This is a genomic window from Streptomyces sp. NBC_01276 (genome assembly GCF_041435355.1).
In the GTDB taxonomy this organism is placed as follows: domain Bacteria; phylum Actinomycetota; class Actinomycetes; order Streptomycetales; family Streptomycetaceae; genus Streptomyces.
On sequence record NZ_CP108442.1, the window covers coordinates 4,386,253 to 4,409,639 of the forward strand.

Below are 23,387 nucleotides of genomic sequence, written 5' to 3' on the forward strand. Positions count from 1 at the left end.
ACTTGGGTTACGGACGAAGGATGATCGGACCACAGCGTCATCGAGGGGTCACCGGGAGTAGGCGTCAGGTTGTCGTTACTGCGGGGTCCGGCGGAGGGGATCGGTGGTCCGCCGGGAGTGTGGGAAGGCGTGGGGGACGGGGGTGGCGTGCGGGGGAGCGGGTCAGCGGGCGTCGTCCGGGAGCAGGCGGGCCAGGGTGCGGACCGCCCGGTACTGGAGCGTCTTGATGGCGCCCTCGTTCTTCCCCATCACCCGGGCCGTCTCGGCGACCGAGAGGCCCTGCAGGAAGCGCAGGGTGACGCACTCCTGCTGCTGGGGGTTCAGTTTCCGCACGGCTTCGAGCAGGGCCGCGTTGGAGAGGGACTCCAGCACGGAGTCCTCGGGGCTGCGCTCGACCTCGTTGGCGTCGAGCATCTCGCCGGTGGTGACCTCCAGGCGGAAGCGGCTGGACTTGAAGTGGTCCGCCACCAGGTTCCGCGCGATGGTCACCAGCCAGGCGCCGAAGTCGCGGCCCTGCCAGGTGAAGGTGGAGATGCGGCGCAGTGCGCGCAGGAAGGTCTCACTGGTGAGGTCCTCCGCGGTCGCCTTGCCCCCGACGCGGTAGTAGATGTAGCGGTACACCGTGTCGCTGTACTGGTCGTAGAGGCGGCCGAAGGCCTCGGCCTCGCCCGCCTGGGCGCGTTCGACCAGGTCCATCATGCGGGCCTGGTCGCTGTCCGCGGTGGGGCGGCGGGCGGCGGGCGCGCCGGCGGCTGCGGTGCCGGCGGGGCTCGCGCCCGTTCGACCTCGTCTGCCCACCGTCGCCCCGCCGTCGGTCAGGGCGTAGCAAGGGCGGGCCGGGCCGAGGCCGGCAGGGACCGCGGCGGCGAGGGCGGGGACGGCGTACGCGGTGGGGACGAAGCCGCGCAGGTGGTCGAGGACCGTTGCGCGCAGCGTAGCCAGGCCCGAGGCGTCAACCCCGACAGGTGGGTACACGGGACTCCCAGAGGCAGAGCTTCCATCACGTGCAGTGCGGGACCGTTCACCCGTCGTGGCGACAGATGGGCGGTGGCATGCGTTTGAGGAGAATAACGCTTCGTACAGGCAGCGCTACACCCAGTTGCTGAAATCACCGGTTCCGACACTTCTGTTGCGTGTCCAGGGCATATTCAGGCCTGGTTGGTGATCGCTTCTTGATCGGATGGATGCGCGGAATGGACGCTTCCACGCTGGCTCGCGACCGAGTCGGGCATGCCGGAGTGCCGCGCCGACGGCGCGGGTAGGGGTGGGCGGTTGGGCGCGGCGGGGCCCGTGGCCGGGCCGGGGCCCGGCGCCGCTACTTGCGGCGGCGGTGCAGGGCGATGGCGGCGGCCGCCCCACCTGCGATCGCGCCGACTCCGGCGGCGGCGGGGACGCCGACCTTCACGGCCTTGCGGCCGGTCCGATAGTCGCGCAGCCGCCAGTCGTTGGCCCGGGCATGCTTGCGCAGTTTTGTGTCGGGATTGATCGCGTACGGATGTCCGACCAGCGACAGCATCGGGATGTCGTTGTGCGAATCGCTGTACGCGGCGCAGCGGGCGAGGTCCAGGTCCTCGGCGGCGGCCAGCGCGCGCACCGCCTCGGCCTTGGCGGGGCCGTGCAGGGGCTCGCCGACCAGGCGGCCGGTGTACACGCCGTCCACGGACTCCGCGACGGTGCCCAGGGCGCCGGTCAGGCCCAGGCGGCGGGCGATGATCGTGGCGGTCTCCACGGGCGCGGCGGTGACCAGCCACACCTTCTGGCCGGCGTCGAGGTGGGCCTGGGCGAGGGCGCGGGTGCCGGGCCAGATCCGCTCGGCCATGTACTCGTCGTAGATCTCCTCGCCGATGGACATCAGCTCCGAGACCCTGTGGCCCTTGACGATGGACAGGGCGCTGTCGCGGGCGTCCTGCATGTGGTCGGGGTCCTCGACCCCGGCGAGCCGGAACCAGGCCTGCTGCCAGGCGAAGCGGGCCAGTTCGCGGCGGCGGAAGAACTCGCGCTTGTAGAGGCCGCGGCCGAAGTGGAAGATCGCGGCGCCCTGCATGACGGTGTTGTCGAGGTCGAAGAAGGCGGCGGCCAGGTCGTCGCCCGGAACGGGGAACTCCGGCTCGGGGGCGGTCTCCGGGACGTCCGTCGCGGGCGCGGCGGAGGCCGCCGGGAGGGCCTGTCCGGCCTCGTCCTGCGGCGGTGTCGTATGAGGTGGGGCTTCGGCCTGCGCGGTCTTGCGGGCGGCCTCGGCCGAGGCCTCGCCTGCCAGCACGCTCCGCGCGGTCGCGGAGCGCCTACGGGGGGTGAGCCATCCCAGAGCGGCCATGACGCGAGCATAGCCACTGTGTTCGGGAGTTCCCGAACCGCCGGGAAACGGAGCGGTTAACTCTTCGGGCGCCGCGGCGCGGCGCGGGACAATGAGGACATGAGTCCTTTGCTGCGCCGTAAGGAAAAGAAGCGTCCCGGGGAGCGGATGGTCACGCTCATCGGGAAGCCGGGGTGCCATCTGTGCGACGACGCCCAGGAGGTCATCGAATCGATCTGCGCCGAGACGGGCGCGCAGTGGGAGAAGAAGGACATCTCGCAGGACGAGGAGCTCTACCGGCTGCACTGGGAGCAGATTCCGGTGGTGCTGATCGACGGCGAGCAGCACACCTTCTGGAGGGTGAACCCCGACCGGCTGCGACGGGCATTGGGATCCTGACCGCTCCGACGGTTACCATCGTGGGCGATTTATGGGGACTCGGGGGCGTATTGATGAGGAGTGTGTACCGCTTTGCCCCCCTCCGGATTTGAACGGGTTCGGCCCGTTCCCGGTTCCCGCCTTCCCTGCCCGACCCGCGTGACCCCGGTCACTTTGCTCGGACAAAGCGGACACAATCTTTGTGCACGCGTTCACAAAGACATAGCCTGCATTCGACGGGGCGGTCCTGGGACAAGTGGCCGCCTGCAGCCCCGCTCATCCCGCAGGAGCATCGTGGCAACTGGCCGAACTCACCGACCGGCGACCCGCAGCCGAGGTATTCCCGAGGCCACTGTCGCCCGGCTTCCGCTGTACCTGCGCGCCCTCACCGCGCTCTCCGAGCGATCGGTGCCCACGGTGTCCTCCGAAGAGCTCGCGACCGCCGCCGGGGTCAACTCGGCGAAGCTGCGCAAGGACTTCTCGTACCTCGGTTCCTACGGGACGCGGGGCGTCGGCTACGACGTCGAGTACCTCGTCTACCAGATCTCCCGCGAACTCGGCCTGACCCAGGACTGGCCGGTCGTCATCGTCGGCATCGGAAACCTCGGCGCCGCGCTCGCCAACTACGGCGGCTTCGCCTCCCGCGGTTTCCGCGTGGCCGCGCTGATCGACGCCGACCCCGCGATGACCGGCAAGCCGGTCGCCGGGATGCCCGTGCGGCACACCGACGACCTGGAGAAGATCATCGAGGAGGACGGCGTCTCGATCGGGGTCATCGCGACCCCGGCCGGCGCCGCGCAGCAGGTGAGCGAGCGGCTCATCGCCGCCGGGGTCACCTCCATCCTGAACTTCGCCCCGACCGTGCTGTCCGTGCCCGACGGCGTGGACGTCCGCAAGGTCGACCTGTCGATCGAGCTCCAGATCCTGGCCTTCCACGAGCAGCGCAAGGCCGGCGAGGAAGCCGCCGCCGGGGGCACGGGCGCCGTCGCCGAGGCCGGTACGGGCACGGGCACGGGCGCCGCGCCCGCCGCCGCCGTCGAGCCGCCGGCCGGCCGGGCCGCCGCGGCCGCGCGCAAGGGCGGACCCGAGGGCGACGTCCCGGCGGTGATGCCGGCATGAGTCTGCTCGTCGTGGGCCTCAGCCACCGCAGCGCGCCCGTGAGCGTCCTGGAGCGGGCCTCGCTGTCCGCCGACGCCAAGGTCAAGCTGCTGCACGACACGCTGGCCGCCGAGCCGGCGGCCGAGGCCACCGTGCTCGCCACCTGCAACCGGATCGAGCTGTACGCCGACGTGGACAAGTTCCACGCCGGTGTCGCCGAGCTGTCCACGCTGCTGGCCCAGCACAGCGGGGTCGCGCTGGAGGAGCTCACCCCGTACCTGTACGTGCACTACGAGGACCGGGCGGTGCACCACCTGTTCTCGGTGGCGTGCGGCCTGGACTCGATGGTCGTCGGCGAGGGCCAGATCCTCGGCCAGATCAAGGACGCGCTCGCACTGGGCCAGGAGCTCCACACGGCCGGCCGGCTGATCAACGACCTCTTCCAGCAGGCACTGCGCGTCGGCAAGCGGGCGCACTCCGAGACCGGGATCGACCGGGCCGGACAGTCGCTGGTGACCTTCGGGCTGGAGCAGCTCGCCGGGCCCGCGGCGCCTGTCGGGGAGTGGGCCGCGGGGAAGCGGGCCCTGGTGATCGGCGCCGGCTCGATGTCCTCGCTGGCCGCCGCGACGCTCGCCCGGGTGGGCGTCGCCGAGATCGTCGTGGCGAACCGGACCGCGGAGCGGGCGGAACGTCTCGCCGAGATTCTGGTTGCCTCGGGCACCGGTGTCGTGGCGCGGGCCGTGACGATGGGCGCCGTCACCGACGAACTGACACGTGTTGACGTGGTCGTCTCCTGTACGGGCGCGACCGGGCTGGTCCTGACCGGCGACGACGTGGCGCGCGCGGTGGAGGCCGGCCCCGCCGGGCCCACCCCCGCCCCGCCGCTCCCCGAGACCGGCGCCGCACCCCGGGTGGCCGTGGCCGTGGCCGTGGCCGACGCCGAGGTCGTGGCGCGGCTAGTCGCCGCCGCGGAGGCCGGGCGCCGGCTCGCCGACGCCGGGGCCGCGCGGACCATCGCGCCCGCCGCCGAGCCCGACGGCTGCCCCGTCGGCCTGGACGCGCCGGCCGGGGACCCCTCCCGCAGCGCCGACGGACGCTCCGCGCTGACCGGGGTCGACGCCACCTCGCTCGAACTGCACGGCACCTGGGCCGACCAGGGCGAGGCCGCCGCGCAGCGGCAGCCCCGCCGGACCGTCCGCAGCAGCGTCGACGGCACGGCCGTACGGCTCGCGCTGCTCGACCTGGCCATGCCCCGCGACATCGACGCCGCCGTGCACCGCATCCCCGGGGTGCGCCTCGTCGACATCGAGAGCCTCGCCGAGGCCTCGGCCGACGCCCCGATGGCGGCCGACGTCGACGCCGTGCGCACGATCGTCGCGGACGAGGTGGCCGCCTTCGGCGCCGCCCAGCGCGCCGCGCACATCACCCCCACCGTCGTCGCCCTGCGGGCGATGGCCGCCGAGGTCGTCGCCATGGAGGTGGCACGGCTCGACGGGCGGGTACCCGACCTCGACGAGCGGCAGCGGGCCGAGGTCACCCAGACCGTGCGCCGCGTCGTCGACAAGCTCCTCCACGCGCCGACCGTGCGCGTCAAGCAGCTCGCGAGCGAACCCGGCGGCGCCGGGTACGCCGAAGCGCTGCGCGAACTCTTCGACCTCGACCCTCAGACGGTGGAATCCGTCAGCCGGGCGGACGCGGCCGATCCGAAGAACGACGACGACCCAGGACGGGCATCATGAACACACGTCCCGACCAGCCCCTCAGGCTCGGCACGCGGCGCAGCAAGCTGGCCATGTCCCAGTCCGGGCACGTCGCCGAGGCGGTCCGGGCGATCACCGGCCGCCCGGTGGAGCTCGTGGAGATCACGACCTACGGTGACGTGTCCCGCGAGAACCTCGCCCAGATCGGCGGCACCGGGGTGTTCGTCACCGCGCTGCGCGACGCACTGGTCCGCGGCGAGGTCGACTTCGCCGTGCACTCGCTGAAGGACCTGCCGACCACCCAGCCCGACGAGCTGGTCATCGCGGCCATGCCGAAGCGGGAGGACCCGCGCGACGCGCTCGTGGCACGGGACGGCCTGACCTTCGAGCAGCTGCCCGACGGCGCCCGCGTGGGCACCGGCTCGCCGCGCCGCACGGCGCAGCTGCACGCGTACGCCCGCAGCCTGGGCAAGCGCATCGAGACCGTCGCGATCCGCGGCAACGTCGACACCCGCATCGGTTTCGTCCGCGACGGGGAGCTCGACGCGGTCGTGCTGGCCGCCGCCGGACTGAACCGGATCGGCCGTGGCGACGAGGCGACCGACCTGATGTCGGTCGACAACATGCTGCCCGCGCCCGGCCAGGGTGCCCTGGCCGTGGAGTGCCTCGCGTCCGACGCGGAGCTCGTCGCCGCGCTCGGTGAGCTCGACGACCCGCACACCCGGGCCGCCGTGACCGCGGAGCGGGCCCTGCTCGCCGCCCTGGAGGCCGGCTGCAGCGCCCCCGTGGGCGCGCTCGCCGACCTTCTGGCCGACGGGGAGATTGTCAATGAAATGCGCCTGCGCGGTGTCGTCGGAACCCTCGACGGAACCACGCTGGTGCAGCTGTCCACCACCGGTCCCGTGCCCCAGTCGTACGACGAGGCCATGGCGCTCGGCCGCGAACTCGCGGACGAGATGCTGGCCAAGGGCGCGGCCGGTCTGATGGGGGAGCGATCCCTTTGAACCCCTCAAGCCCCACCACCTCCGCTTTTCCGGCCGTCGCCGCGCACGGGCTGGTCACCTTCCTCGGTGCCGGCCCCGGCGACCCGGGTCTGCTGACGCTGCGCGCCGTGGAGGCGCTCGTCGCCGCGGACGTACTGATCGCCGAGCCAGAGGTGCTCGACGTCGTACGGACCCACGCGCGCGCGGGCGTCGACACGCCGCAGCTGACGGTCGCTGACGAACTGTCAGCCGCCGCCGGGGTCCCGGTGATCCGCGACGCCGCCAATCTTGTCATGGAGGCCGCGCGCTCCGGCAGGCGGGTCGTCCGTGCCGTCACCGGCGACCCGGGGCTCGACGGGAACGCCGCCTCCGAGATGCTGGCCTGCGCCCACGAGGGGATCCCCTTCGAGGTCGTGCCCGGTGTCGCCACCGCCGTCGGCGTGCCCGCCTACGCGGGTGTGCCGCTGCGCGGCGAGCGCGGCGCCGACGTCCGCTTCGTCGACGCCCGGCACGCCTCGCAGCGCTGCTGGAGCGAGGTGGGCACCAGCGAGTGCAGCGTCGTGGTCTCCGCGACCCTGGAGACCGTCTCCGCCGCCGCCGCCGAGCTGGTGTCGGCCGGCCGCAAGCCGGAGACCCCGCTGACGGTGACCGTGGGCGGCACGACGACCCGCCAGCGGACCTGGAGCGCGACCCTGGGCACCATCGCCCAGGTGTTCAAGCAGGGCAAGGTCCTCCCCTCTCCCGAGGGCGCGCGGCCCGTCATAGCCGTGGTCGGTGAGCAGGGCGCCGCCGCGCGGCGCGAGGAGCTGGCCTGGTTCGAGTCGAAGCCGCTGTTCGGCTGGCGGGTCCTCGTACCGCGCACCAAGGAGCAGGCCGCTTCGCTCTCCGACCAGCTGCGTTCGTACGGCGCGGTGCCCCACGAGGTGCCGACCATCGCCGTGGAGCCGCCGCGCACCCCGCAGCAGATGGAGCGGGCGGTCAAGGGCCTGGTCACCGGCCGCTACGAGTGGATCGCCTTCACCTCCGTCAACGCGGTCAAGGCGGTGCGGGAGAAGTTCGAGGAGTACGGGCTCGACGCGCGCGCCTTCGCGGGCATCAAGGTCGCCGCGGTCGGCGAGCAGACCGCCGCCGCGCTGGTCGAGTTCGGCGTGAAGCCGGACCTGGTGCCGAGCGGCGAGCAGTCGGCCGCCGGGCTGCTGGAGGACTGGCCGCCCTACGACCCGGTCTTCGACCCGATCGACCGCGTCTTCCTGCCGCGCGCCGACATCGCCACCGAGACCCTGGTGGCCGGGCTGATCGAGCTGGGCTGGGAGGTCGACGACGTCACGGCCTACCGGACCGTGCGCGCGTCGCCGCCGCCGGCCGACACCCGCGAGGCGATCAAGGGCGGCGGCTTCGACGCCGTGCTCTTCACCTCGTCCTCGACCGTGCGCAACCTGGTCGGCATCGCGGGCAAGCCGCACAACGTGACCGTCATCGCCTGCATCGGCCCGGCCACCGCCAAGACGGCGGAGGAGCACGGCCTGCGCGTGGACGTGCTGTCGCCGGAGCCGTCCGTCTCGAAGCTGGCGGAGGCCCTCGCCGCGTACGGCGAGGCCCGCCGCGAGGCGGCGAAGGAGGCCGGCGAGACGGTCTCCCGCCCGAGCGAACGCCGTCCGGGCGCGCGTCGCCGCCGCACGACGTGAGCGGCTTAGGCGGGGCGGCTCCGCCGCAGGACACGGGGAAGGGGCCCGGGTGCACAGCGCACCCGGGCCCCTTCCCCCGTTCCCGGGGGTAATCCGGTTGTCCGCCGGCCCCCGTCGGGCGAGGATCGCCGCCGGACGAGGGGGGACGGATGGCGGAGCGGGACGGGCTGTCGGGGCTGTGCGCGGCGGTCGCGGCGTACGCGGTGGAGACCGTCGAGGAGCTGGTCGCGGCCGGGGCGGACCCGGACCGGGTGCTGCTGCGGGCCGTCGAGGGGGGCTCCCCTGCGGTGGTGTCGGCGCTGCTGGACGAGCGTTCCGCGCCGCTGCCGGAGGCGGAGCGCGACCGGCTGCTGGTCGCGGCCCGCTGGTGGTACGAGCGGGGCGCGGAGGGCGAGCTGCGGCGGCTGACGGGGGCGGCGGGGCCGGCGGACGTCCGGTGGGTGCGGGACGGCGCGGCCGACCGCGTCGAGGAGGTCACCCTCGGCGGGCGGACCGTCCGGGCCGGGCACGGAGCCGTCCTGACCCAGCTGGAGTGGCGGTACCGGATCCTGGCCCCGGTCGGGGAGCTGATGGCCCGCGCGGTGCGGCACGAGGACGGTGCGGAGGACGAGGAGCACGTCGACCGGTCGGCAGCCTGCTGGGTGCTGCTGTCGCGGCAGAGCGCGGAGACGTGGCGGGAGGTGGTGGCCTTCCACCGGCACCCCTCGCCCGCGCACCGGGCGTTCGTCGCCGATTTCCTGGGCCTGGGCAGGCTGATGTCCGGCGTCACGGACCACGCCCCCTGGTACGAGAAGCGGCGTGCCGAGCTGCTTCCCGGCTGGGCCGACACGGAACGGGACGCCGGGGTACTGGCGAGGGTGCTCCGGCTGGTGACCGAGGAGGACCTCCCGGAGGCTCGGGAGTTCGGGCTGCGGTACGCGGGGCATCCGGACCCCCGGGTGCGGAGCCGGGTGCCGTGGATGTTCGACCGGCCGCTGGACCCGGAGACGGCACGGGCGGTGTGCGACCTCGGGCGGGACCCCGACGCGGGGGTACGGGCGGAGGCGGCCGGGGTGCTGGGCGGGGAGGAGCTGGGGGAGCCGGACAGGGCGGTACTGCTCGCCCTGCTCCGGGACGCGGACCCGCGTGTCCGGCACCGGGCCGTGCGGGCCACCGCCCGCGGCTCCGACTGCTCGCCGGAGGTCACGGAGGCGCTGGCGGAGCTCCTCGACGCGGACGAGCAGGACGTCCGGCTCAGCGCCGCCTACGGACTGGCCGTCCGGGACGACCCCCGGACGGCGGAGGCCTACGCCCGGGTGGGCCCACTGGGCCCGGAGTTCGAACACGACACCCGGCCGGACGGCCTGCGGCGCTGGCGCCTCAGGAACGAACCCAACGGGTGAGGCTGCCCCAGGCGGCGGGGGCCAGGGTGAGCGTCGGCCCGTCGGCGACCTTGGAGTCGCGGATGTGGACGGTGTCGGCGCAGGGGCAGGTGGCGACCTCGACGCAGGCGCCGCCTTCGTCACCGCTGTAGGAGGACTTCCGCCAGGAGACGGCGACTTCAAGGCACTGGCCGCCTTGGTCGCTGCTGTAGCTGGACTTGAACCACTTCAGTGGGGTGCTCATGCCTCTCCTAGCAGCCGGTCCAACAGGCCCTTCGTCTCAGCGAAGTTGAGGGCCTGTGACCGCAGCATCGCATACTTCTGGGAGAGGATGCTGACCTCATTCGGGTCGCGCACGAGCACACTGCCGCGCTGCGTTTCCGAGTAGGCGAGCCGCTGGTAGTCAGGGGTTTCGAGCAGGGTGAACGGGCCTGAGAGACCGGCGTGGGTCTCCATGCGCATGGGGAGGACCTGGAGAGAGATGCCGGGGGAGTCGGCACAGCTGCGAAGGTGATGCAGCTGCTCCCTCCACACGGCGTCGCCGCCGAGCCGGTCGTGCAGGACGGGCTCCCACATGACGAAGCTGAGCGTTGGCGGTGTGGGGCGGTGCAGGATCCTCTGGCGCTTCATCCGAAGGGAGGTCTGCAGCTCTATCTTCTCCTCGCCGAGGTACGGGACGTGGCATCCGAACACCGCACGGGCGTACTCCTCCGTCTGGAGCAGGCCAGGAATGATCAGCGTGTCGTACCAGGACAGGGCCAGGGCCTCCCGTTCCCGCTCCATGTACTCCTCCGCCCAGGCGGGGACCATGTCGACCTCCGGCATCCTGTTCGCCGCGACCGCCAGGAGGCCGGGCAGGCCGAGGACCCGGTCCATCTTTTCGGCGACGTTGGGCATGAGGACCCGCCTGCCCTGCTCGATGGAGGCGACCGTCTCTTCGTCCATGTGCAGCGCTTCGGCGAGGGTGCGCTGCGTCATTCCTTTGGCGACTCGGGCGGCGCCGACCTGCGCGCCGACCATCTTCATCGCGGTTTCGTTGGGCCGGGGCCTCTTGCGTGGTGGCATGCCTGTGAACTCCCCGAGTGCGCACGAGAGATACCGGTACCAACCCGTACTCATGAAGGAGTACGGGTTACCGGTCTCGCCCACGCTAGTCACGCACCGCGACGATCGCCCCGTGAACGTGGAAATCCATCCGGCCCTGCTGCGCGAGCGGTACTTCCCCCGCAGCCCCCGATCCGTCCGCCCCGCCAGGGAGTTCACGGCGGAGACGCTTCACGCGTGGGGTGTCACATGTCGTCGGGACGACCTGTTGCTCTGCGTGAGCGAGCTGGCCACCAACGCCCTGCTGCACGGCGTCCCGCCCGGCCGGTACTACCGGGTGCGGCTGATGCTCTTCGACGGGGCCGTCCGGGCGGAAGTGCACGACAGCGGGGGCGGGCGGCCCCGGATCGCGGACCGGGATCCGGGGGCCGAGGGCGGGCGGGGGCTGCTGCTGGTGGCGGGGGTCGCGGACCGGTGGGGGGTGACGCCGAGGATGCCCGGCAAGGCGGTGTGGTGCGAGTTCGGGGTGCGGACGGCGGGCCCCTAGGCTTGGGGGGACTGCTGTCGATGCTCGAAGAGGCGACTGAGAATGAGCGCGTACGGATCCTTCCCCGGCTCCCGGCCCCGCCGGCTGCGCACCACCCCGGCCATGCGGCGGATGGTCGCGGAGTACCGGCTGCACCCCTCGGACCTGATCCTCCCGGCGTTCGTCCGGGAAGGCATCACCGAGCCGCTGCCGATCTCGGCGATGCCGGGCGTGGTCCAGCACAGCCGGGACACGCTGCGGAAGGCCGCCGTGGAGGCGGTCGAGGCGGGCGTCTCGGGGATCATGCTCTTCGGCGTCCCGGCCGACGAGAACAAGGACGCGCTCGGCACGGCGGGCACCGAGCCCGACGGCATCCTCCAGGTCGCGATCCGCGACGTGAAGGCCGAGGTCGGCGACGACCTCGTCATCATGTCCGACCTGTGCCTGGACGAGTACACCGACCACGGCCACTGCGGTGTCCTGGACGAGCACGGCCGCGTCGACAACGACGCCACGCTGGAGCGGTACGCGGAGATGGCGCAGGTCCAGGCCGACGCGGGCGTCCACGTGGTGGGCCCCAGCGGCATGATGGACGGCCAGGTCGGCGTCGTCCGCGACGCCCTCGACGAGACGGGCCACGAGGACGTCTCGATCCTCGCCTACACCGCGAAGTACTCCTCCGCCTTCTACGGTCCCTTCCGCGAGGCCGTCGCCTCCTCCCTCCAGGGCGACCGCAAGACGTACCAGCAGGACCCGGCCAACGCCCGCGAGTCCCTGCGGGAGCTGGCGCTGGACCTGGAGGAGGGCGCCGACATGGTCATGGTCAAGCCCGCCGGCCCGTACCTGGACATCCTCCACCGGGTCGCGGAGGCCGTGGACGTGCCGGTGGCGGCGTACCAGATCAGCGGCGAGTACGCGATGGTCGAGGCAGCCGCCGAGAAGGGCTGGATCGAGCGGGACCGGGCGATCCTGGAGACCCTCCTCGGCATCAAGCGGGCGGGCGCCGACACGATCCTCACCTACTGGGCGACCGAGGTCGCGGGCTGGCTGCGCGAGACCCGCTGAGTGCGCTGAGTGCGGTGCGCGGGCCGGGATGAGTACGGACACTCATGCCGGCCCGGCGCCGTCCGGCTTGAGTGGGGGCATGGACACCACCGCCCCCGCCGAGCGCGACCGCCGCGCGTACGTCGCGCCGCTCGTCTCCACCCTGCTGACGCTGCCCGCCGCCGCCGTCACCCTGTTCTTCGCGGGGCTCTCCCCGATGGCCTGCGACTCCTGCGAGGACGCGGCCTCGGACCGCTTCGACGCGAGCTTCGGGCCCGCGTGGACGGTGTTCACGGGCGGGCTGGTCCTCGTACTGCTCCTGCTCGTGGCCTGCTGGGCGCTGCCCTGGAACCACGGCAACCGGGCGCGGCGCCTCGCGCTGGCGCTGGCGGCGCCGGGGGCCGTGGTGCTGAACGTGATCGTCTTCGCCGCCATGGTCGACTGGCCCTAGCGGGGCGGGAGGAGCAGGCTGGGGGGAGAGGCGCACGGCACTGTGGAGGTGATCCGCCATGCCCACACTCGCAGGCTGGCACGTCGAGATGGAGTTCACCGAAGACGGCCACCGCACGAACGCGGCGGCCCTGCTGAGGCTCGCCGACGGTTCCGAGGTCAGGGCGCGCGGCTATGCGATGCGGCACCCGTCCGACCCGGAGCAGTTGCGGGTCGGTGAGGAGATCGCCGGGGCGCGGGCCCTGATGGACCTCGCGGGCCAGCTGCTCCAGAAGGCCCACGGGGAGATCGACGAGGCCACGGGACGGCATTCCTACCCGCTGACGGCCTGACCGCTGCGGTCCGGGCCCGTGCTGACCCCCGTCCGGCACGAGCCCGGTGGCGCGAGCGCCCCCGCTCAGCGGGTGCGGCGCCGGAAGAGGACGCCCGCCACGGTGACGGCCAGGGCGGTGATCGCCGCGCACCATGCGAGGGCGGTCCAGGGGGCGTTGCCCGCCGGGCGGTCCAGGAGGAGGGCGCGCAGCGATTCGATCACCGGGGTCAGCGGCTGGTGGCCGGCGAAGCCGTGCAGCCAGGACGGCATGGTGTCGATGGGGACGAAGGCGCTGGACGGGTAGGGGAGGAACATCATCAGGAAGGTGAACCCGCCCGCGGCTTCAGGGGACTTGGCGAGCAGGCCGAGCGTCGCGGCCAGCCAGGAGATCGCGGTGATGTACGCGACGAGGAGCCCGGCGGCGGCGAGGTAGGCGGGCGCCGAAGCCCGGGGGCGGAAGCCGATGGCGAGGGCGACGGCCAGGACGAGGGTCGTCGAGACGAGGTTGCGGACGACCGATGCCGTGACGTGTCCGGCCAGGACGGGGACGCCGCCCACGTCCAGGGAGCGGAGGCGGTCGACGATGCCGTTCTTCATGTCGTCGGCCACGCTCACGGCGGTGCTCGCCGCGCCGAAGCCCGCGCACAGGAGCATGGCGCCGGGGACCACGTACGTCACGTACGCCGTCCCGGTGTCGATGGCGCCGCCGAAGAAGTACACGAAGATCAGCATCAGCATGACGGGGAGCATCAGGGCGGCGATCAGCGCGTCGGGGCTGCGCCGGCTGATGCGCAGGCTGCGCCCGGCCATGGTGAGGGCGGCGGTACCGGTCATCGGGGGGCTCCCGTCAGGGCGAGGAAGACGTCGTCGAGGGTGGCGGTGCGGAGCGTGAAGCGCTCGACGCCGGTGCGGTCGGGGTCGAGTTCGTCGAGCAGGGCCCGGACGTGGGCGGCGGTGCCGTCGGTGGGCAGGCCCAGGGTCAGTGCGTCGGGGTCGTGGTGGACGGCGCGGGCAGTGAGGGCCTCGTAGGCGCCCCGGCTGGTCAGGGTGAGGTCGAGGCGGTGTCCGGCGACGCGGGCCTTCAGTTCGGCGGGGGTGCCCTCGGCGGTGACGCGGCCGGAGTCGAGGACGGTGACGCGGTCGGCGAGCCGGTCGGCCTCCTCCAGGTACTGGGTGGTGAGCAGGACGGTGGTGCCGTCGGAGCGCAGTTCCCGTACGAGGTCCCAGAGTTCCGCGCGGCTGCGCGGATCGAGGCCGGTCGTGGGCTCGTCCAGGAACAGCACGGCGGGCTTGCCGACGAGGCTCGCCGCGAGGTCCAGGCGCCGTCGCATCCCGCCCGAGTAGGTCTTGGTGAGGCGGTCGGCGGCCTCGGACAGGCCGAAGCGGTCGAGGAGTTCACCGGCGCGGGCGCGGGCGTCGCGGGCGGACAGCCCGGTGAGCCTGCCGGTCATGCGCAGGGTCTCGGCGCCGGTCTGGAGGTCGTCGAGGGCCGCGAACTGGCCGGTGAGGCTGATGCGTTCCCGTACGAGGGCCCGCGCGCCGGTGATGTCGTGCCCGGCCACGCGGGCGGTCCCGGAGTCGGGCGCGGTGAGGGTGGCGAGGACCCGGACGGTGGTGGTCTTCCCGGCGCCGTTGGGGCCGAGGAGGGCGAGGACGGAGCCGCGCGGGACGGAGAGGTCGAGGCCGTCGAGGACGCACAGGTCCCCGTAGGACTTGGTGAGGCCGGTGGCGTGGATGCCGAGGGCGTGCGGGGTCATGAGGGATGGAGCTCCCTTCTGCGTATGGCTTACGCTCTTCTGCGTAAGTAATACACAGAACTAGGATGGGGGTCAATCGAGGAGTGGGCGGTCATGGCGGACGAGGACAGCGGGACCGGGCTCCCGGCGAGCCTGGAAATGGCCTGGGGCCTGCGCGAACGCCCCGGCAAGGGGCCGCGCCCCACCCTCACGCTGCCCCGGATCGTGGAGGCGGCCGTCGCGCTCGCCGCCACGGAGGGCATGGACGCCGTGTCGATGGGCCGGGTCGCCAAGGAGCTGGGCGCCTCGACGATGTCCCTCTACCGCTACGTCGCCGCCAAGGAGGAGCTGTACGTCCTCATGGCGGACGCGGGGGTCGGCACCCCGCCGCCGCTGCCGCCCGGGGCGCAGGGCCTGGGCTGGCGCGAGCTGCTGACGCAGTGGGCGTACGCGCAGCGGGCCGTACTGATGGCCAACTCCTGGATCCTGCGCATCCCGATCACGGCCCCGCCGGCCACCCCGAACCAGCTCGCCTGGATGGACCGGGGGCTCGCCGCGATGGCCGGCACGGGCCTGGAGGAGGGCGAGAAGCTCTCCACGATCATCCTGATCGGGGGCCTGGTGCGGAACGAGGCCACGATGGCCGCCGACATGATCGACGCCATCGTGAAGTCCGGAGTCACCCCGCAGCAGGCCCTGGACCGGTACGTCCGCACCCTGCGGCTGCTCGCCGGCCCGGACGCGCACCCTGCCGTGACGCGGCTGCTGGACTCGGACGCCTTCAGCGGCTCCGGCGAGCCGGACTTCCAGTTCCGCTTCGGGCTGGAGCGGATCCTGGACGGGCTCGCGCCGCTGGTCGCGGGGCGGGCGGGGACGGGCTGACGGGTGCACCCTGGAAAGCAGCGGCCTCGGAGGTGATCGCCATGAAGGATGCCGTCGGATGGCATGTGGACGTGGAGTTCCAGGAGGACAGCAAGCGCACCCGCGCCGCCGCCCTCGTCCGGCTACCGGACGGGAGCGAGCTGCGCTCGCACGGCTATTCCAGCCGTCACCCCAGTGACGGCAATCAGCCCAGGGTGGGCGAGGAGATCGCGGCAGCCCGTGCGCTCAACGATCTCAAGGAGCAACTGCTCACCAAGGCGCACGACGAGATCGACGGTGCGTCGGGGCGCACGTCCTACCCGATCGAGCGCTGACCGGTCCCGGAGGGAAGGGCCCGGCACGGCGGCCCGGACGTGAGGACGTCCGGGCAGCCGTCCGTGGGCGGGGCCGTCAGTCGCCCCCGCCGCCCCCGCAGGACGAGTCGCCGCCGCAGCCGTAGAAGGAGCCCGCGTCGCCCTTCGAACGGCGGCGGCCGCTGCTCGGGCGTCCGCGCTCGCGCCAGATGGTGAAGCCCACCCACGCGAGGCCGAACCCAATGATGATCAAGTAAGACATGGTTCCCCCGGTTCCCCCTGGTTGCCGCGTCCCGCCATTGTCGTGGGTGCGGGGAACTCCCCCGCACCCACGGGTGTTTCACGGTCCGGCGGGCCGAGGCCCCGGGGGCGGGGGTCAGGCCGGCTGCTCCGGCATGTTGGCCGTGATGACCGAGAACGCTCCGCCCTGCGGGTCGGCGAGGACGGCCATCCGGCCGACCGCCATGTCGAAGGCCGGGGCGAGGACGCTGCCGCCGGCGCGGACGGCGGCGGCCTGGACCTCGTCGACGCTGTCCACGTGGAAGTAGGCCTGCCAGTGCGGCGGTACGCCCGGCGGGAGCTGGGTCAGGTCCATCATCCCGCCGACCGCGCGCCCGTCGACCTGGAACTCGATGTAGCCCTCGGCGCCCGGGATCTCGGAGCGGTGCGTGGTGACGGGCAGGATGGAGGAGTAGAACGCGGAGGCGGCCGGGAGGTCGGCGGTGGTCAGCTCGTTCCAGATGAGCGCGCCGTGCTCGTTGACGATGCCCGCGCCGTCGAAGGTGCCGGGCTGCCACAGGCCGACGACGGCCCCGGTCGGGTCGGTGATCACGGCCATCCGGCCGAGGTCCATGACGTCCATCGGGCCCATCATGACGGTGCCGCCGGCGTCGGTGACGGACTTGACGGTGCCGTCGATGTTGTCGGTGGACAGGTAGGTGGTCCACACCGTCGGGGGCAGCGGGTCCGGGACGGTGCCGTCCGGGTTCATCGCCTTCATGATCCCGGCGACCGGCTTGCCCTTGAGGGTGCAGACGGCGTATCCGCCGGTCTCGGCCGGTCCGACCTCGCCCTGCCAGCCCAGGAGGTCGCAGTAGAAGTCGATGGCCGCCTGCTGGTCGGGGACCATCAGGTCGATCCAGCACGGGGTGCCGGGCTTGTAGGGGCCGTTCATGTCGGGCACGGATGCCTCCGGGTGGCGCTCGGGGGGAAGGACGGGCCGACCCCTACCCGGCTCCCGCGGCGGAAATCGGGCCGAACGGGTGAACGGGCCGCGCCCGGTGGTACAGGGCCCCACTCGCTCACTCACTCACTCGCCCGGCCGGGGTGCCGCGGGGGCCCGGACCAGGGCCGCCAGCCGGTGTGCGGCCTCGTCCAGTTCGCGCCGGGTGGCGAAGGGGACGACCGCCGCCCTGGTGGGGACGCGTACGCCGCCGGTGAGGGCGATCCGGGTGGCGGCCGGATCGGCGGCGGGGGCGGCGGCGAGGCCGACGATCAGGAAGCGGCTCTGCAGCCAGCACCAGCCGGGGCGGGAGAAGCCCCGCAGGTGGGCGCGGAAGCCGTACCGGCCGCGGGCCAGCGCCTCGAAGCGGCCGCCGTCGGCATCGGCGTCGGCGCGCACGACGCGGACGCGGTGGAAGTCGGGGAGGAAGCCGAGGGCGGCCATGACCGGCCAGACCTCCTCGAAGGGGGCCTGCACCACGTGCTCGGCGACGTGCGCGCCGCGTACCGCGGCCGCCATGACGCGCAGCCGGTGCACGGGGTCGGTCCCGGGGGCGGGCGTTCCGGGGGGCGGGAGGGTTGGGTCGGTCACGCGGACCACGCCTTTCGGAAGCTGGTACGGGCCCGGTGCAGGCGGGACTTGGCGGTGCCGGCCGGGATGCGCAGGAGGGCCGCGGCGCTCTCCTCGTCCAGGCCCTCCACGTCCCGCAGGACGAGCACGGCCCGGTGTTCGGGCGTCAGGCGGGCCAGGACGTCGTCGATGTCGGCGGCGAGCTGCGGATCGCCCCCGGCCGGTACGTCGTCCAGCTCGGCGGGCCGCGCCCGCGCCGCCCGCCGGGCCACCCGTACCGCTTCCCGTACGGACACGGCCCGTACCCAGCCGTACAGGGCCTCGGGATCGCGCAGCGACCGGAGGGCGGTGAACACGGCCAGCAGCGCCTCCTGCGTGGCGTCCGGGCCGTCGGCGAGGGCGATCGGGGTGCAGATGCGGGCGATGTACGGGGTCAGGTGGTCGAGCAGCGCGTGCAGCGCGAGGGTGTCCCCGGCGCGGGCCGCGCGGGCCAGCGCGACCCCGCGTTCGCGGTCGGCGGGGTTCACCTGGCGCGGGCCAGCCGGGCCGCCGCCCAGCCGAAGCCGAGGCAGGCGGGCGTGTACAGGGCGAGGTTGAGGGCGTGGAAGGGGCTGCCGGGCGGGCTGGGCAGGATCCCGGCGGCCCAGCCGAGGCCCGCGAGGCCCCGTACGGCGAGCCCGGCGGCGACGGCCGCGGTCACGGTCCGGGTGGTCCGCCCGCCGCGCCCGTGCGCGTGGGCCAGGACCCCCGTCCCGGCGGTCAGCGTGAGCGCGGCCAGGGGCAGGACGACGGGCGGCCCGAAGGACACCTCGGTGCCGAGCACGGCCAGCGACAGGGTCCGCTCGTCGGGGGCGGGCCAGGTGGCTCCGGTCGCCCAGTACAGGTGCGCCAGTCCGTCGGCGGCCAGCAGCCCGGCCACCGCGACGCCCGCCCGGCGCCGCGATCGGTCCTCGTCCATGGTGTTCCCCCTCGGTGAGCCGGTTGCCGACACACCGAAGAGGCGGCGACCCGGGGGAACGTTCCCTGTGACCCGCGTCACGGGGAAGGCTACTCGTTGACCAGGACCGGGATCGAGAGGACCGCGGCGGCCGGGGTGCCGGTGAGGTGGTCGGCGGGGACGGTGAAGTCGATGCCGTCTCCGGCCGCGCGCGGGCCGGTGTGGGGCGCTCCGGCATGCGCCTCCTCGCCCTCCTCCTCGTGGTGGAAGGTGCCGGTGCCGAGCAGGCGGCCCTCCGCGTCGTAGTACGCGGCGGTGATCTCCAGGGCCAGGGTGTCGCTGACGTCGGAGCCGATGGCGATGTGCCCGGTGACGGACGGCGTGCCGGGGGTGAGGCGCAGGCCGGTCAGCTGCACGCGATCCGTGAACGGTCCCTGCTGGACGCGGACCTCGCCCGCCGTGGGCGCCGGGGTGAGGACGGCGGCCGGGGAGGGCGCGCTGCGGGGGGCGGGCAGGGCCACCGGGGAGGCGGCGGTGGCCGGGGCCTCGGCGGCGGCCGGAGCCCCGGCGCCGGAGCAGCCCGTGACGAGCGCGAACAGGGCGGCGGCGGCCGTGGCGGCGGCCGCGGCGCGGGGGAGGTACGTCATCGGAAGTGCTCCTGGGAGGCCGGGAAGGGGCCGGCCACCAGGACGGCGGCCGGGGCCCGCCGGGGAGGCCGGGACGGGGCCGGGAACGACGGCGGCCGGGGCCGGGGGAGTGCGCCCCCGGCCCCGGCCGCCCGGGGATCAGTGCTGCTGCGGGGAGCGGCCGAACAGCGAGCGGTACAGCTTGCCGTACAGCTCGGTGTTGATCTGGCTCGTGGCGAAGGCGTTGCCGTTCGGGCCGTAGGCGAAGATCGGCACGTCGGCGCCGGTGTGGTTGCCCGACAGGTAGGTCAGCCACAGGCTCGCCTCGGGGCTGCCGTCCTTCACGTCCGCCGGGTCGTCGGGCGTACGGAAGGTGGCCGGACCGAAGTTCTTCGCGTCACCGGAGCCCGCGCCGTTGACGATGCCGCTGGAGCGGACCGGGTCCTTGGCGCCCGAGGCGGCACGCGAGGGGACGCTGTTGTTGGCCGTGTTGCCGGCGTCCGTGTTGGCCGGGGGCGCGACGGCCTCGGCGTTGGTGTAGCTGCCCTTTTCGATGATGTTGAAGCCGGCGCACTCGTGGTCCGCCGTGACGACCACGAGGGTGTGACCGTCCTTCTTCGCGAACTCGTAGGCGGCCTTCACCGCGTCGTCGAAGGCCTTGACCTCGGCGAGGGTCTGCGCGGCGTCGTTCGCGTGCGAACGCTTGTCGATCTGGGCGCCCTCGACCTGGAGGTAGAAGCCCTTCTTCGACTTGCCGCGGTCGTACGAGCCGCCCTGCTTGCGGTCGTTCAGGAGCTGGATCGACTTGCGGGTCATGTCCGCGAGCGAGGGCTCCTGCTTCTGCGGGGCGCCGGCCGGCAGGGCGGCCTTGTTCTGCTCCACCGTCAGGTTGCCGCGGTTGAACAGGCCGATGACCTTCTTGCCGCCCGCCTTGTCCAGGTCGGACTTGGTGGCGACCTTCTGGCTGGCGGCCGTCTGCGCGGGCAGCGCCGGGTCGCCGAAGCTGCCGAGCACCTGGTAGCCCTGGGCCTGGAGGGCCTTCTGGTCGTCCGGCTCGAAGCGGGCGAGCCCGCCGCCGAGGATGACGTCGGCGGTGCCGTTGCGGGCGATCTGCTCGGCGATCGGCGTGATCAGCGTCTTGTCCGCCGGGGCCTGCTCGTAGCTGCCGTCGTCCTTCTTCGGGAGGCAGGCGGCGTCCGAGTAGGCCGGGCCCTGGCAGCCGCGCAGCAGCGCGTGGCTGAACTGGGCGGCGGGGGTGGCGTCGGTGATCTCGGCGGTGGAGACGTTGCCGGTGGCGAAGCCGGCCGCGTGGGCCTGCTCCATCAGCGTGGCGACCTTCTTCTCGTACGCGTCCACGCCGATGGCCGCGTTGTAGGTCTTCACGCCGGAGGCCCAGGCGGTCGCGGAGCTGGCCGAGTCGGTGACCAGGGCCGGCTTCGCGCTGTTCTTCTCGACGGCGTAGGTGGCGACCGCGCCCGTGTTCGGGAGGGTCTCCATGGTGAGCTTGCCGGCGGCGCCCGCGTAACGGTCGCGCGCGGCCGTCACGTGGGTGCGGCCCATTCCGTCACCGAGCAGGTAGATGACGTTCCGGACGTCCTGGTGCGAGTCGCTCTGCTGGGGCGCGGAGTTCGCGGTGACGGCGGTGCCGGCGGCCACGGCGCTGGCCAGGGCCAGGACGGTGAGCGTCTTCAACGGTCTGCGGCGCATGTGCGGGAGATCCCCCTCGGGTGTTCGGCACGATCGGGCCGACCGTAGGAGGGCCGCGTGAACGGGACACCACCACCGGGTATTGCCCGGCCGAACGCGGAAAGCATGACAGGACACGGTCACGCGAAGGCCGTTCGGGGTGGCGCCGGCCACCTACTGCCAGAAGATCTCCTCCACCACGATCTGCGGCTCGGCCACACGGGGCAGGAAGGTGAACCGGATCCACCCGCGGTTGCTGTCGAAGTACGCGATGTGCGGGCCGCGGGGGACGGTGGAGCGCGGATCGTCGGGCAGGCCGATCCGGTACTTCTCGGCGTCCTGGGTGTAGTCCACCGCCCACGGCGGCCCTGGCTTCCAGGTCGGCGACGTGCCGGTCGAGCTCGGGGTCGCGCGCGAGGGCGTACTCGCCCCACCAGCGGGCCATGAACGCCGGGACCGGACCGATGTCATAGGCATCGCAGATGGGCCTTCGGCGTGTACTCCGGCATCGGCGGTACGGATCCACCGGGCGCAGGCGTCGCGGTCGTCATTCCCGGCTCCTCCTCGGATCGGACGCCTTCCACGAGGGAGCGCGACGGCCCCCGGCGCGGGGTGGTCGCGCCGGGGGCCGTCGGGTGGTGCGTCAGAGCTTCTCGGGGGTGCGGATGCCCAGGAGGGACATGCCCTTCGAGAGGGTGCGGGCGGTCAGCTCGCACAGGAACAGGCGGTTCTCGCCGACGACGAGCTCGGGCTCCGGCTTGATGACCGGGCACTCCGAGTAGAACGTCGTGAACAGCGAGGACAGCTGGTAGAGGTACGCGGCCAGCTTGTGCGGGGCGTACTCCGCCGCGGCCTCCTCGACCAGCGCGCCGAAGCCGTCCAGGTGCAGGCCCAGCGCACGCTCGGCCGGAGCCAGCTCCAGCTCCGGGTGGGCGACCGGGCCGCGGTCGCCCGCCTTGCGCAGGATGGACCGGATCCGGGCGTACGCGTACTGGAGGTACACGGACGTGTCACCGGTCAGCGACACCATCTGGTCCAGGTCGAACTTGTAGTCGCGCGCCGCCGAGGTGGAGAGGTCCGCGTACTTGACCGCGCCGATGCCGACCTGGAGACCGTTCTCCACGATCTCCTCCTCGGTCAGCAGCCCGCGCTCCTCGTCCTTCTCCCGGACCACCGAAGTCGCCCGCTCGACGGCCTCGTCGAGGAGGTCCACCAGCCTCACCGTCTCGCCCTCACGCGTCTTGAACGGCTTGCCGTCCTTGCCGAGGACCGTGCCGAAGGCCAGCTGGACGGCCTTGACCTCGTCGTTCAGCCAGCCGGCCCGGCGGGCCGTCTCGAAGACCATCTTGAAGTGGAGCGACTGGCGCGCGTCCACGACGTAGATGAGCGTGTCCGCCTTCAGGTTGCCCACCCGGTCGCGGATCGCCGAGAGGTCGGTGGCCGCGTAGCCGAAACCGCCGTCGGACTTCTGCACGATCAGCGGGGTCGGGTTGCCGTCCGGACCCTTGTACTCGTCGAAGAACACGCACAGCGCGCCGTTGGAGCGGACGGCGACGCCCGAGTCCTCCAGCAGCTTGCAGGTCTCCGCGAGCATGTCGTTGTAACCGGACTCGCCGACCACGTCCGGGTCCTGGATGTCCATGTCCAGCTTGTTGAAGACGGAGTAGAAGTAGATCTTCGACTCGTCCACGAACCGCTGCCACAGGGCCAGCGTCTCCGGCTCGCCCGCCTGGAGGTCCACCACCCGCGCCCGCGCCCGCGTCTTGAACTCCTCGTCGGAGTCGAAGAGCGCGCGCGAGGCCTTGTAGAGGCGGTTGAGGTTGGACATGGCCTCCTCGCCGGAGACCTCCTCGTCCGACTTGTGGTCCAGCTCGTGCGGGTGCTCCAGCAGGTACTGGATGAGCATGCCGAACTGGGTGCCCCAGTCGCCGATGTGGTGACGCCGCACCACCGTCTCGCCCGTGAACTCCAGGATCTCCACCATCGCCGCGCCGATCACGGCGGAGCGCAGGTGCCCGACGTGCATCTCCTTGGCGACGTTCGGCTGCGCGTAGTCGATCACCGTGGTGCCGGCGGACGGCGACAGCGGCACGCCGAGGCGGTCGTCGGCGGCGCGGGCCGCCAGGGTCTCGATGATCGCCCGGTCGGTGATCGTGATGTTGAGGAAGCCGGGGCCGGAGACCTCGATGTCCCGGATCAGGTCACCCGTCGGGATGCCCTCGACCACGGTCGTCGCCAGCTCGCGCGGGTTGGCCTTGGCCTTCTTCGCGAGCGCCAGGATGCCGTTGGCCTGGAAGTCGGCCCGGTCGCTTCGTCGCAGCAGCGGGTCGGTCGCACCGGCCTCCGGCAGGGCGGAGGCGAGGGCGTCCGCGACGCGCTGTTCGACGGAGGAAGCGAGGGAAGGGACCGAGGCCATGAGCTGCCGTTCCTGTGAGTCGGTTGATGCCCGTCGAGTATCCCACGGTGCACCTGTCCACATCCCGGGATTTGTCCGCGGCGACGGCCGGTCCCGGCGGGGAGGCGGAGGAGAGGGGGAGGGGGGAGATGACGGCGTATCTTT

27 protein-coding genes are annotated in these 23,387 nt (G+C 72.9%); 12 read left to right on the top strand and 15 right to left on the bottom strand.

Going from position 1 to position 23,387, the window contains the following annotated elements:
• Positions 1-162: 162 nt before the first annotated feature.
• Positions 163-975 carry an ECF subfamily RNA polymerase sigma factor, BldN family gene (locus OG295_RS19620; RefSeq protein ID WP_371678034.1) on the bottom strand — a complete coding sequence of 271 codons (813 nt, stop codon included), beginning with the start codon at positions 973-975 and terminating at the stop codon, positions 163-165.
• Between the two features lie 340 nt (positions 976-1,315).
• Complete coding sequence (locus OG295_RS19625) at positions 1,316-2,314, bottom strand: HAD family hydrolase (protein WP_371678035.1); 999 nt, start codon at positions 2,312-2,314, stop codon at positions 1,316-1,318.
• 99 nt (positions 2,315-2,413) lie between these two features.
• On the opposite strand from OG295_RS19625, the gene OG295_RS19630 reads away from it, so the two are divergent.
• The 6 genes from OG295_RS19630 (at position 2,414) to OG295_RS19655 (ending at position 9,519) form a co-directional block, all read left to right on the top strand.
• Positions 2,414-2,692 carry a glutaredoxin family protein gene (locus tag OG295_RS19630; RefSeq protein ID WP_371678036.1) on the top strand — a complete coding sequence of 93 codons (279 nt, stop codon included), beginning with the start codon at positions 2,414-2,416 and terminating at the stop codon, positions 2,690-2,692.
• A gap of 273 nt (positions 2,693-2,965) precedes the next feature.
• The gene (locus OG295_RS19635; protein WP_371678037.1) at positions 2,966-3,790 is read left to right on the top strand and encodes a redox-sensing transcriptional repressor Rex; all 825 of its coding nucleotides are present in this window, start codon (positions 2,966-2,968) and stop codon (positions 3,788-3,790) included.
• A complete protein-coding gene (locus OG295_RS19640; protein ID WP_371678038.1) occupies positions 3,787-5,508 on the top strand; it encodes a glutamyl-tRNA reductase in 1,722 nt (573 codons plus the stop codon). Before OG295_RS19635 ends, OG295_RS19640 begins: the two co-directional genes overlap by 4 nt.
• Complete coding sequence (gene hemC / locus OG295_RS19645; protein ID WP_371678039.1) at positions 5,505-6,473, top strand: hydroxymethylbilane synthase; 969 nt, start codon at positions 5,505-5,507, stop codon at positions 6,471-6,473. Before OG295_RS19640 ends, hemC begins: the two co-directional genes overlap by 4 nt.
• Positions 6,470-8,137 carry a uroporphyrinogen-III synthase gene (locus tag OG295_RS19650; protein ID WP_266839755.1) on the top strand — a complete coding sequence of 556 codons (1,668 nt, stop codon included), beginning with the start codon at positions 6,470-6,472 and terminating at the stop codon, positions 8,135-8,137. The genes hemC and OG295_RS19650 overlap by 4 nt, the downstream gene beginning before the upstream one ends.
• Positions 8,138-8,286: 149 nt before the next feature.
• A complete protein-coding gene (locus OG295_RS19655) occupies positions 8,287-9,519 on the top strand; it encodes a HEAT repeat domain-containing protein (RefSeq protein WP_371678040.1) in 1,233 nt (410 codons plus the stop codon).
• On the opposite strand, the gene OG295_RS19660 is transcribed toward OG295_RS19655, so the two are convergent.
• Both OG295_RS19660 and OG295_RS19665 read right to left on the bottom strand, forming a co-directional pair.
• Positions 9,497-9,742 (bottom strand): DUF397 domain-containing protein, encoded by a 246-nt coding sequence (locus OG295_RS19660; RefSeq protein WP_371678041.1) that lies wholly within the window; start codon positions 9,740-9,742, stop codon positions 9,497-9,499. The genes OG295_RS19655 and OG295_RS19660 overlap by 23 nt on opposite strands.
• The gene (locus OG295_RS19665; protein WP_351028943.1) at positions 9,739-10,563 is read right to left on the bottom strand and encodes a helix-turn-helix transcriptional regulator; all 825 of its coding nucleotides are present in this window, start codon (positions 10,561-10,563) and stop codon (positions 9,739-9,741) included. Before OG295_RS19665 ends, OG295_RS19660 begins: the two co-directional genes overlap by 4 nt.
• A gap of 112 nt (positions 10,564-10,675) precedes the next feature.
• Here OG295_RS19665 and OG295_RS19670 point away from each other — a divergent pair, with 112 nt between their 5' ends.
• From OG295_RS19670 to OG295_RS19685, 4 genes are all read left to right on the top strand, one after another.
• Positions 10,676-11,089: an ATP-binding protein gene (locus OG295_RS19670; protein ID WP_351028941.1), complete on the top strand. Its 414-nt coding sequence runs from the start codon at positions 10,676-10,678 to the stop codon at positions 11,087-11,089.
• 42 nt (positions 11,090-11,131) lie between these two features.
• Complete coding sequence (hemB, locus tag OG295_RS19675; protein WP_030232182.1) at positions 11,132-12,133, top strand: porphobilinogen synthase; 1,002 nt, start codon at positions 11,132-11,134, stop codon at positions 12,131-12,133.
• A 79-nt stretch (positions 12,134-12,212) separates the two neighbouring features.
• On the top strand, positions 12,213-12,563 hold the full coding sequence (locus tag OG295_RS19680) for a hypothetical protein (RefSeq protein WP_371678042.1): 351 nt from the start codon (positions 12,213-12,215) through the stop codon (positions 12,561-12,563).
• Positions 12,564-12,621: 58 nt separating this feature from the next.
• A complete protein-coding gene (locus OG295_RS19685) occupies positions 12,622-12,894 on the top strand; it encodes a DUF1876 domain-containing protein (protein WP_030232177.1) in 273 nt (90 codons plus the stop codon).
• Between the two features lie 65 nt (positions 12,895-12,959).
• On the opposite strand, the gene OG295_RS19690 is transcribed toward OG295_RS19685, so the two are convergent.
• Both OG295_RS19690 and OG295_RS19695 read right to left on the bottom strand, forming a co-directional pair.
• Complete coding sequence (locus OG295_RS19690; RefSeq protein ID WP_371678043.1) at positions 12,960-13,709, bottom strand: ABC transporter permease; 750 nt, start codon at positions 13,707-13,709, stop codon at positions 12,960-12,962.
• Positions 13,706-14,632: an ATP-binding cassette domain-containing protein gene (locus tag OG295_RS19695; protein ID WP_371678045.1), complete on the bottom strand. Its 927-nt coding sequence runs from the start codon at positions 14,630-14,632 to the stop codon at positions 13,706-13,708. The genes OG295_RS19690 and OG295_RS19695 overlap by 4 nt, the downstream gene beginning before the upstream one ends.
• 93 nt (positions 14,633-14,725) lie before the next feature.
• On the opposite strand from OG295_RS19695, the gene OG295_RS19700 reads away from it, so the two are divergent.
• Together OG295_RS19700 and OG295_RS19705 are read left to right on the top strand one after the other, a co-directional pair.
• Positions 14,726-15,493, top strand: a complete 768-nt coding sequence (locus OG295_RS19700; protein ID WP_371678046.1) for a TetR/AcrR family transcriptional regulator — start codon at positions 14,726-14,728, stop codon at positions 15,491-15,493.
• 41 nt (positions 15,494-15,534) lie between these two features.
• Positions 15,535-15,807, top strand: coding sequence for a DUF1876 domain-containing protein (locus OG295_RS19705; RefSeq protein WP_030232166.1), 273 nt, complete (start codon positions 15,535-15,537; stop codon positions 15,805-15,807).
• A gap of 76 nt (positions 15,808-15,883) precedes the next feature.
• Here the strand turns inward: OG295_RS19705 and OG295_RS19710 are convergent, their stop codons facing one another.
• The 9 genes from OG295_RS19710 to argS all read right to left on the bottom strand — a co-directional run bounded on the left by OG295_RS19710 (position 15,884) and on the right by argS (position 23,243).
• Positions 15,884-16,039, bottom strand: coding sequence for a hypothetical protein (locus OG295_RS19710; protein ID WP_371678047.1), 156 nt, complete (start codon positions 16,037-16,039; stop codon positions 15,884-15,886).
• A 123-nt stretch (positions 16,040-16,162) separates the two neighbouring features.
• On the bottom strand, positions 16,163-16,960 hold the full coding sequence (locus OG295_RS19715; protein WP_371681237.1) for a VOC family protein: 798 nt from the start codon (positions 16,958-16,960) through the stop codon (positions 16,163-16,165).
• A gap of 135 nt (positions 16,961-17,095) precedes the next feature.
• Positions 17,096-17,599: a hypothetical protein gene (locus OG295_RS19720; RefSeq protein WP_371678048.1), complete on the bottom strand. Its 504-nt coding sequence runs from the start codon at positions 17,597-17,599 to the stop codon at positions 17,096-17,098.
• Entirely contained in the window at positions 17,596-18,105 is a 510-nt protein-coding gene (locus tag OG295_RS19725) for an RNA polymerase sigma factor (RefSeq protein WP_371678049.1), read from the bottom strand. The genes OG295_RS19720 and OG295_RS19725 overlap by 4 nt, the downstream gene beginning before the upstream one ends.
• A complete protein-coding gene (locus tag OG295_RS19730; RefSeq protein ID WP_371678050.1) occupies positions 18,102-18,536 on the bottom strand; it encodes a DUF3995 domain-containing protein in 435 nt (144 codons plus the stop codon). The genes OG295_RS19725 and OG295_RS19730 overlap by 4 nt, the downstream gene beginning before the upstream one ends.
• Positions 18,537-18,625: 89 nt before the next feature.
• Positions 18,626-19,162, bottom strand: a complete 537-nt coding sequence (locus OG295_RS19735) for a hypothetical protein (protein WP_371678051.1) — start codon at positions 19,160-19,162, stop codon at positions 18,626-18,628.
• A 138-nt stretch (positions 19,163-19,300) separates the two neighbouring features.
• On the bottom strand, positions 19,301-20,848 hold the full coding sequence (locus tag OG295_RS19740; RefSeq protein ID WP_371678052.1) for an alkaline phosphatase: 1,548 nt from the start codon (positions 20,846-20,848) through the stop codon (positions 19,301-19,303).
• A gap of 153 nt (positions 20,849-21,001) precedes the next feature.
• Positions 21,002-21,181, bottom strand: a complete 180-nt coding sequence (locus OG295_RS19745) for a hypothetical protein (protein WP_371678053.1) — start codon at positions 21,179-21,181, stop codon at positions 21,002-21,004.
• Positions 21,182-21,470: 289 nt separating this feature from the next.
• Positions 21,471-23,243, bottom strand: a complete 1,773-nt coding sequence (gene argS, locus OG295_RS19750; protein ID WP_371678054.1) for an arginine--tRNA ligase — start codon at positions 23,241-23,243, stop codon at positions 21,471-21,473.
• Positions 23,244-23,387: the final 144 nt, after the last annotated feature.

Bases quoted from the DNA above. Each gene is read 5' to 3' on its own strand.
- OG295_RS19625 (WP_371678035.1), bottom strand. From the start codon at position 2,314: ATGGCCGCTCTGGGATGGCTCACCCCCCGTAGGCGCTCCGCGACCGCG.
- OG295_RS19630 (WP_371678036.1), top strand. From the start codon at position 2,414: ATGAGTCCTTTGCTGCGCCGTAAGGAAAAGAAGCGTCCCGGGGAGCGG.
- OG295_RS19640 (WP_371678038.1), top strand. From the start codon at position 3,787: ATGAGTCTGCTCGTCGTGGGCCTCAGCCACCGCAGCGCGCCCGTGAGC.
- hemC (WP_371678039.1), top strand. From the start codon at position 5,505: ATGAACACACGTCCCGACCAGCCCCTCAGGCTCGGCACGCGGCGCAGC.
- OG295_RS19655 (WP_371678040.1), top strand. From the start codon at position 8,287: ATGGCGGAGCGGGACGGGCTGTCGGGGCTGTGCGCGGCGGTCGCGGCG.
- OG295_RS19660 (WP_371678041.1), bottom strand. From the start codon at position 9,742: ATGAGCACCCCACTGAAGTGGTTCAAGTCCAGCTACAGCAGCGACCAA.
- OG295_RS19665 (WP_351028943.1), bottom strand. From the start codon at position 10,563: ATGCCACCACGCAAGAGGCCCCGGCCCAACGAAACCGCGATGAAGATG.
- hemB (WP_030232182.1), top strand. From the start codon at position 11,132: ATGAGCGCGTACGGATCCTTCCCCGGCTCCCGGCCCCGCCGGCTGCGC.
- OG295_RS19680 (WP_371678042.1), top strand. From the start codon at position 12,213: ATGGACACCACCGCCCCCGCCGAGCGCGACCGCCGCGCGTACGTCGCG.
- OG295_RS19685 (WP_030232177.1), top strand. From the start codon at position 12,622: ATGCCCACACTCGCAGGCTGGCACGTCGAGATGGAGTTCACCGAAGAC.
- OG295_RS19690 (WP_371678043.1), bottom strand. From the start codon at position 13,709: ATGACCGGTACCGCCGCCCTCACCATGGCCGGGCGCAGCCTGCGCATC.
- OG295_RS19695 (WP_371678045.1), bottom strand. From the start codon at position 14,632: ATGACCCCGCACGCCCTCGGCATCCACGCCACCGGCCTCACCAAGTCC.
- OG295_RS19700 (WP_371678046.1), top strand. From the start codon at position 14,726: ATGGCGGACGAGGACAGCGGGACCGGGCTCCCGGCGAGCCTGGAAATG.
- OG295_RS19705 (WP_030232166.1), top strand. From the start codon at position 15,535: ATGAAGGATGCCGTCGGATGGCATGTGGACGTGGAGTTCCAGGAGGAC.
- OG295_RS19715 (WP_371681237.1), bottom strand. From the start codon at position 16,960: ATGAACGGCCCCTACAAGCCCGGCACCCCGTGCTGGATCGACCTGATG.
- OG295_RS19730 (WP_371678050.1), bottom strand. From the start codon at position 18,536: ATGGACGAGGACCGATCGCGGCGCCGGGCGGGCGTCGCGGTGGCCGGG.
- OG295_RS19735 (WP_371678051.1), bottom strand. From the start codon at position 19,162: ATGACGTACCTCCCCCGCGCCGCGGCCGCCGCCACGGCCGCCGCCGCC.
- OG295_RS19740 (WP_371678052.1), bottom strand. From the start codon at position 20,848: ATGCGCCGCAGACCGTTGAAGACGCTCACCGTCCTGGCCCTGGCCAGC.
- argS (WP_371678054.1), bottom strand. From the start codon at position 23,243: ATGGCCTCGGTCCCTTCCCTCGCTTCCTCCGTCGAACAGCGCGTCGCG.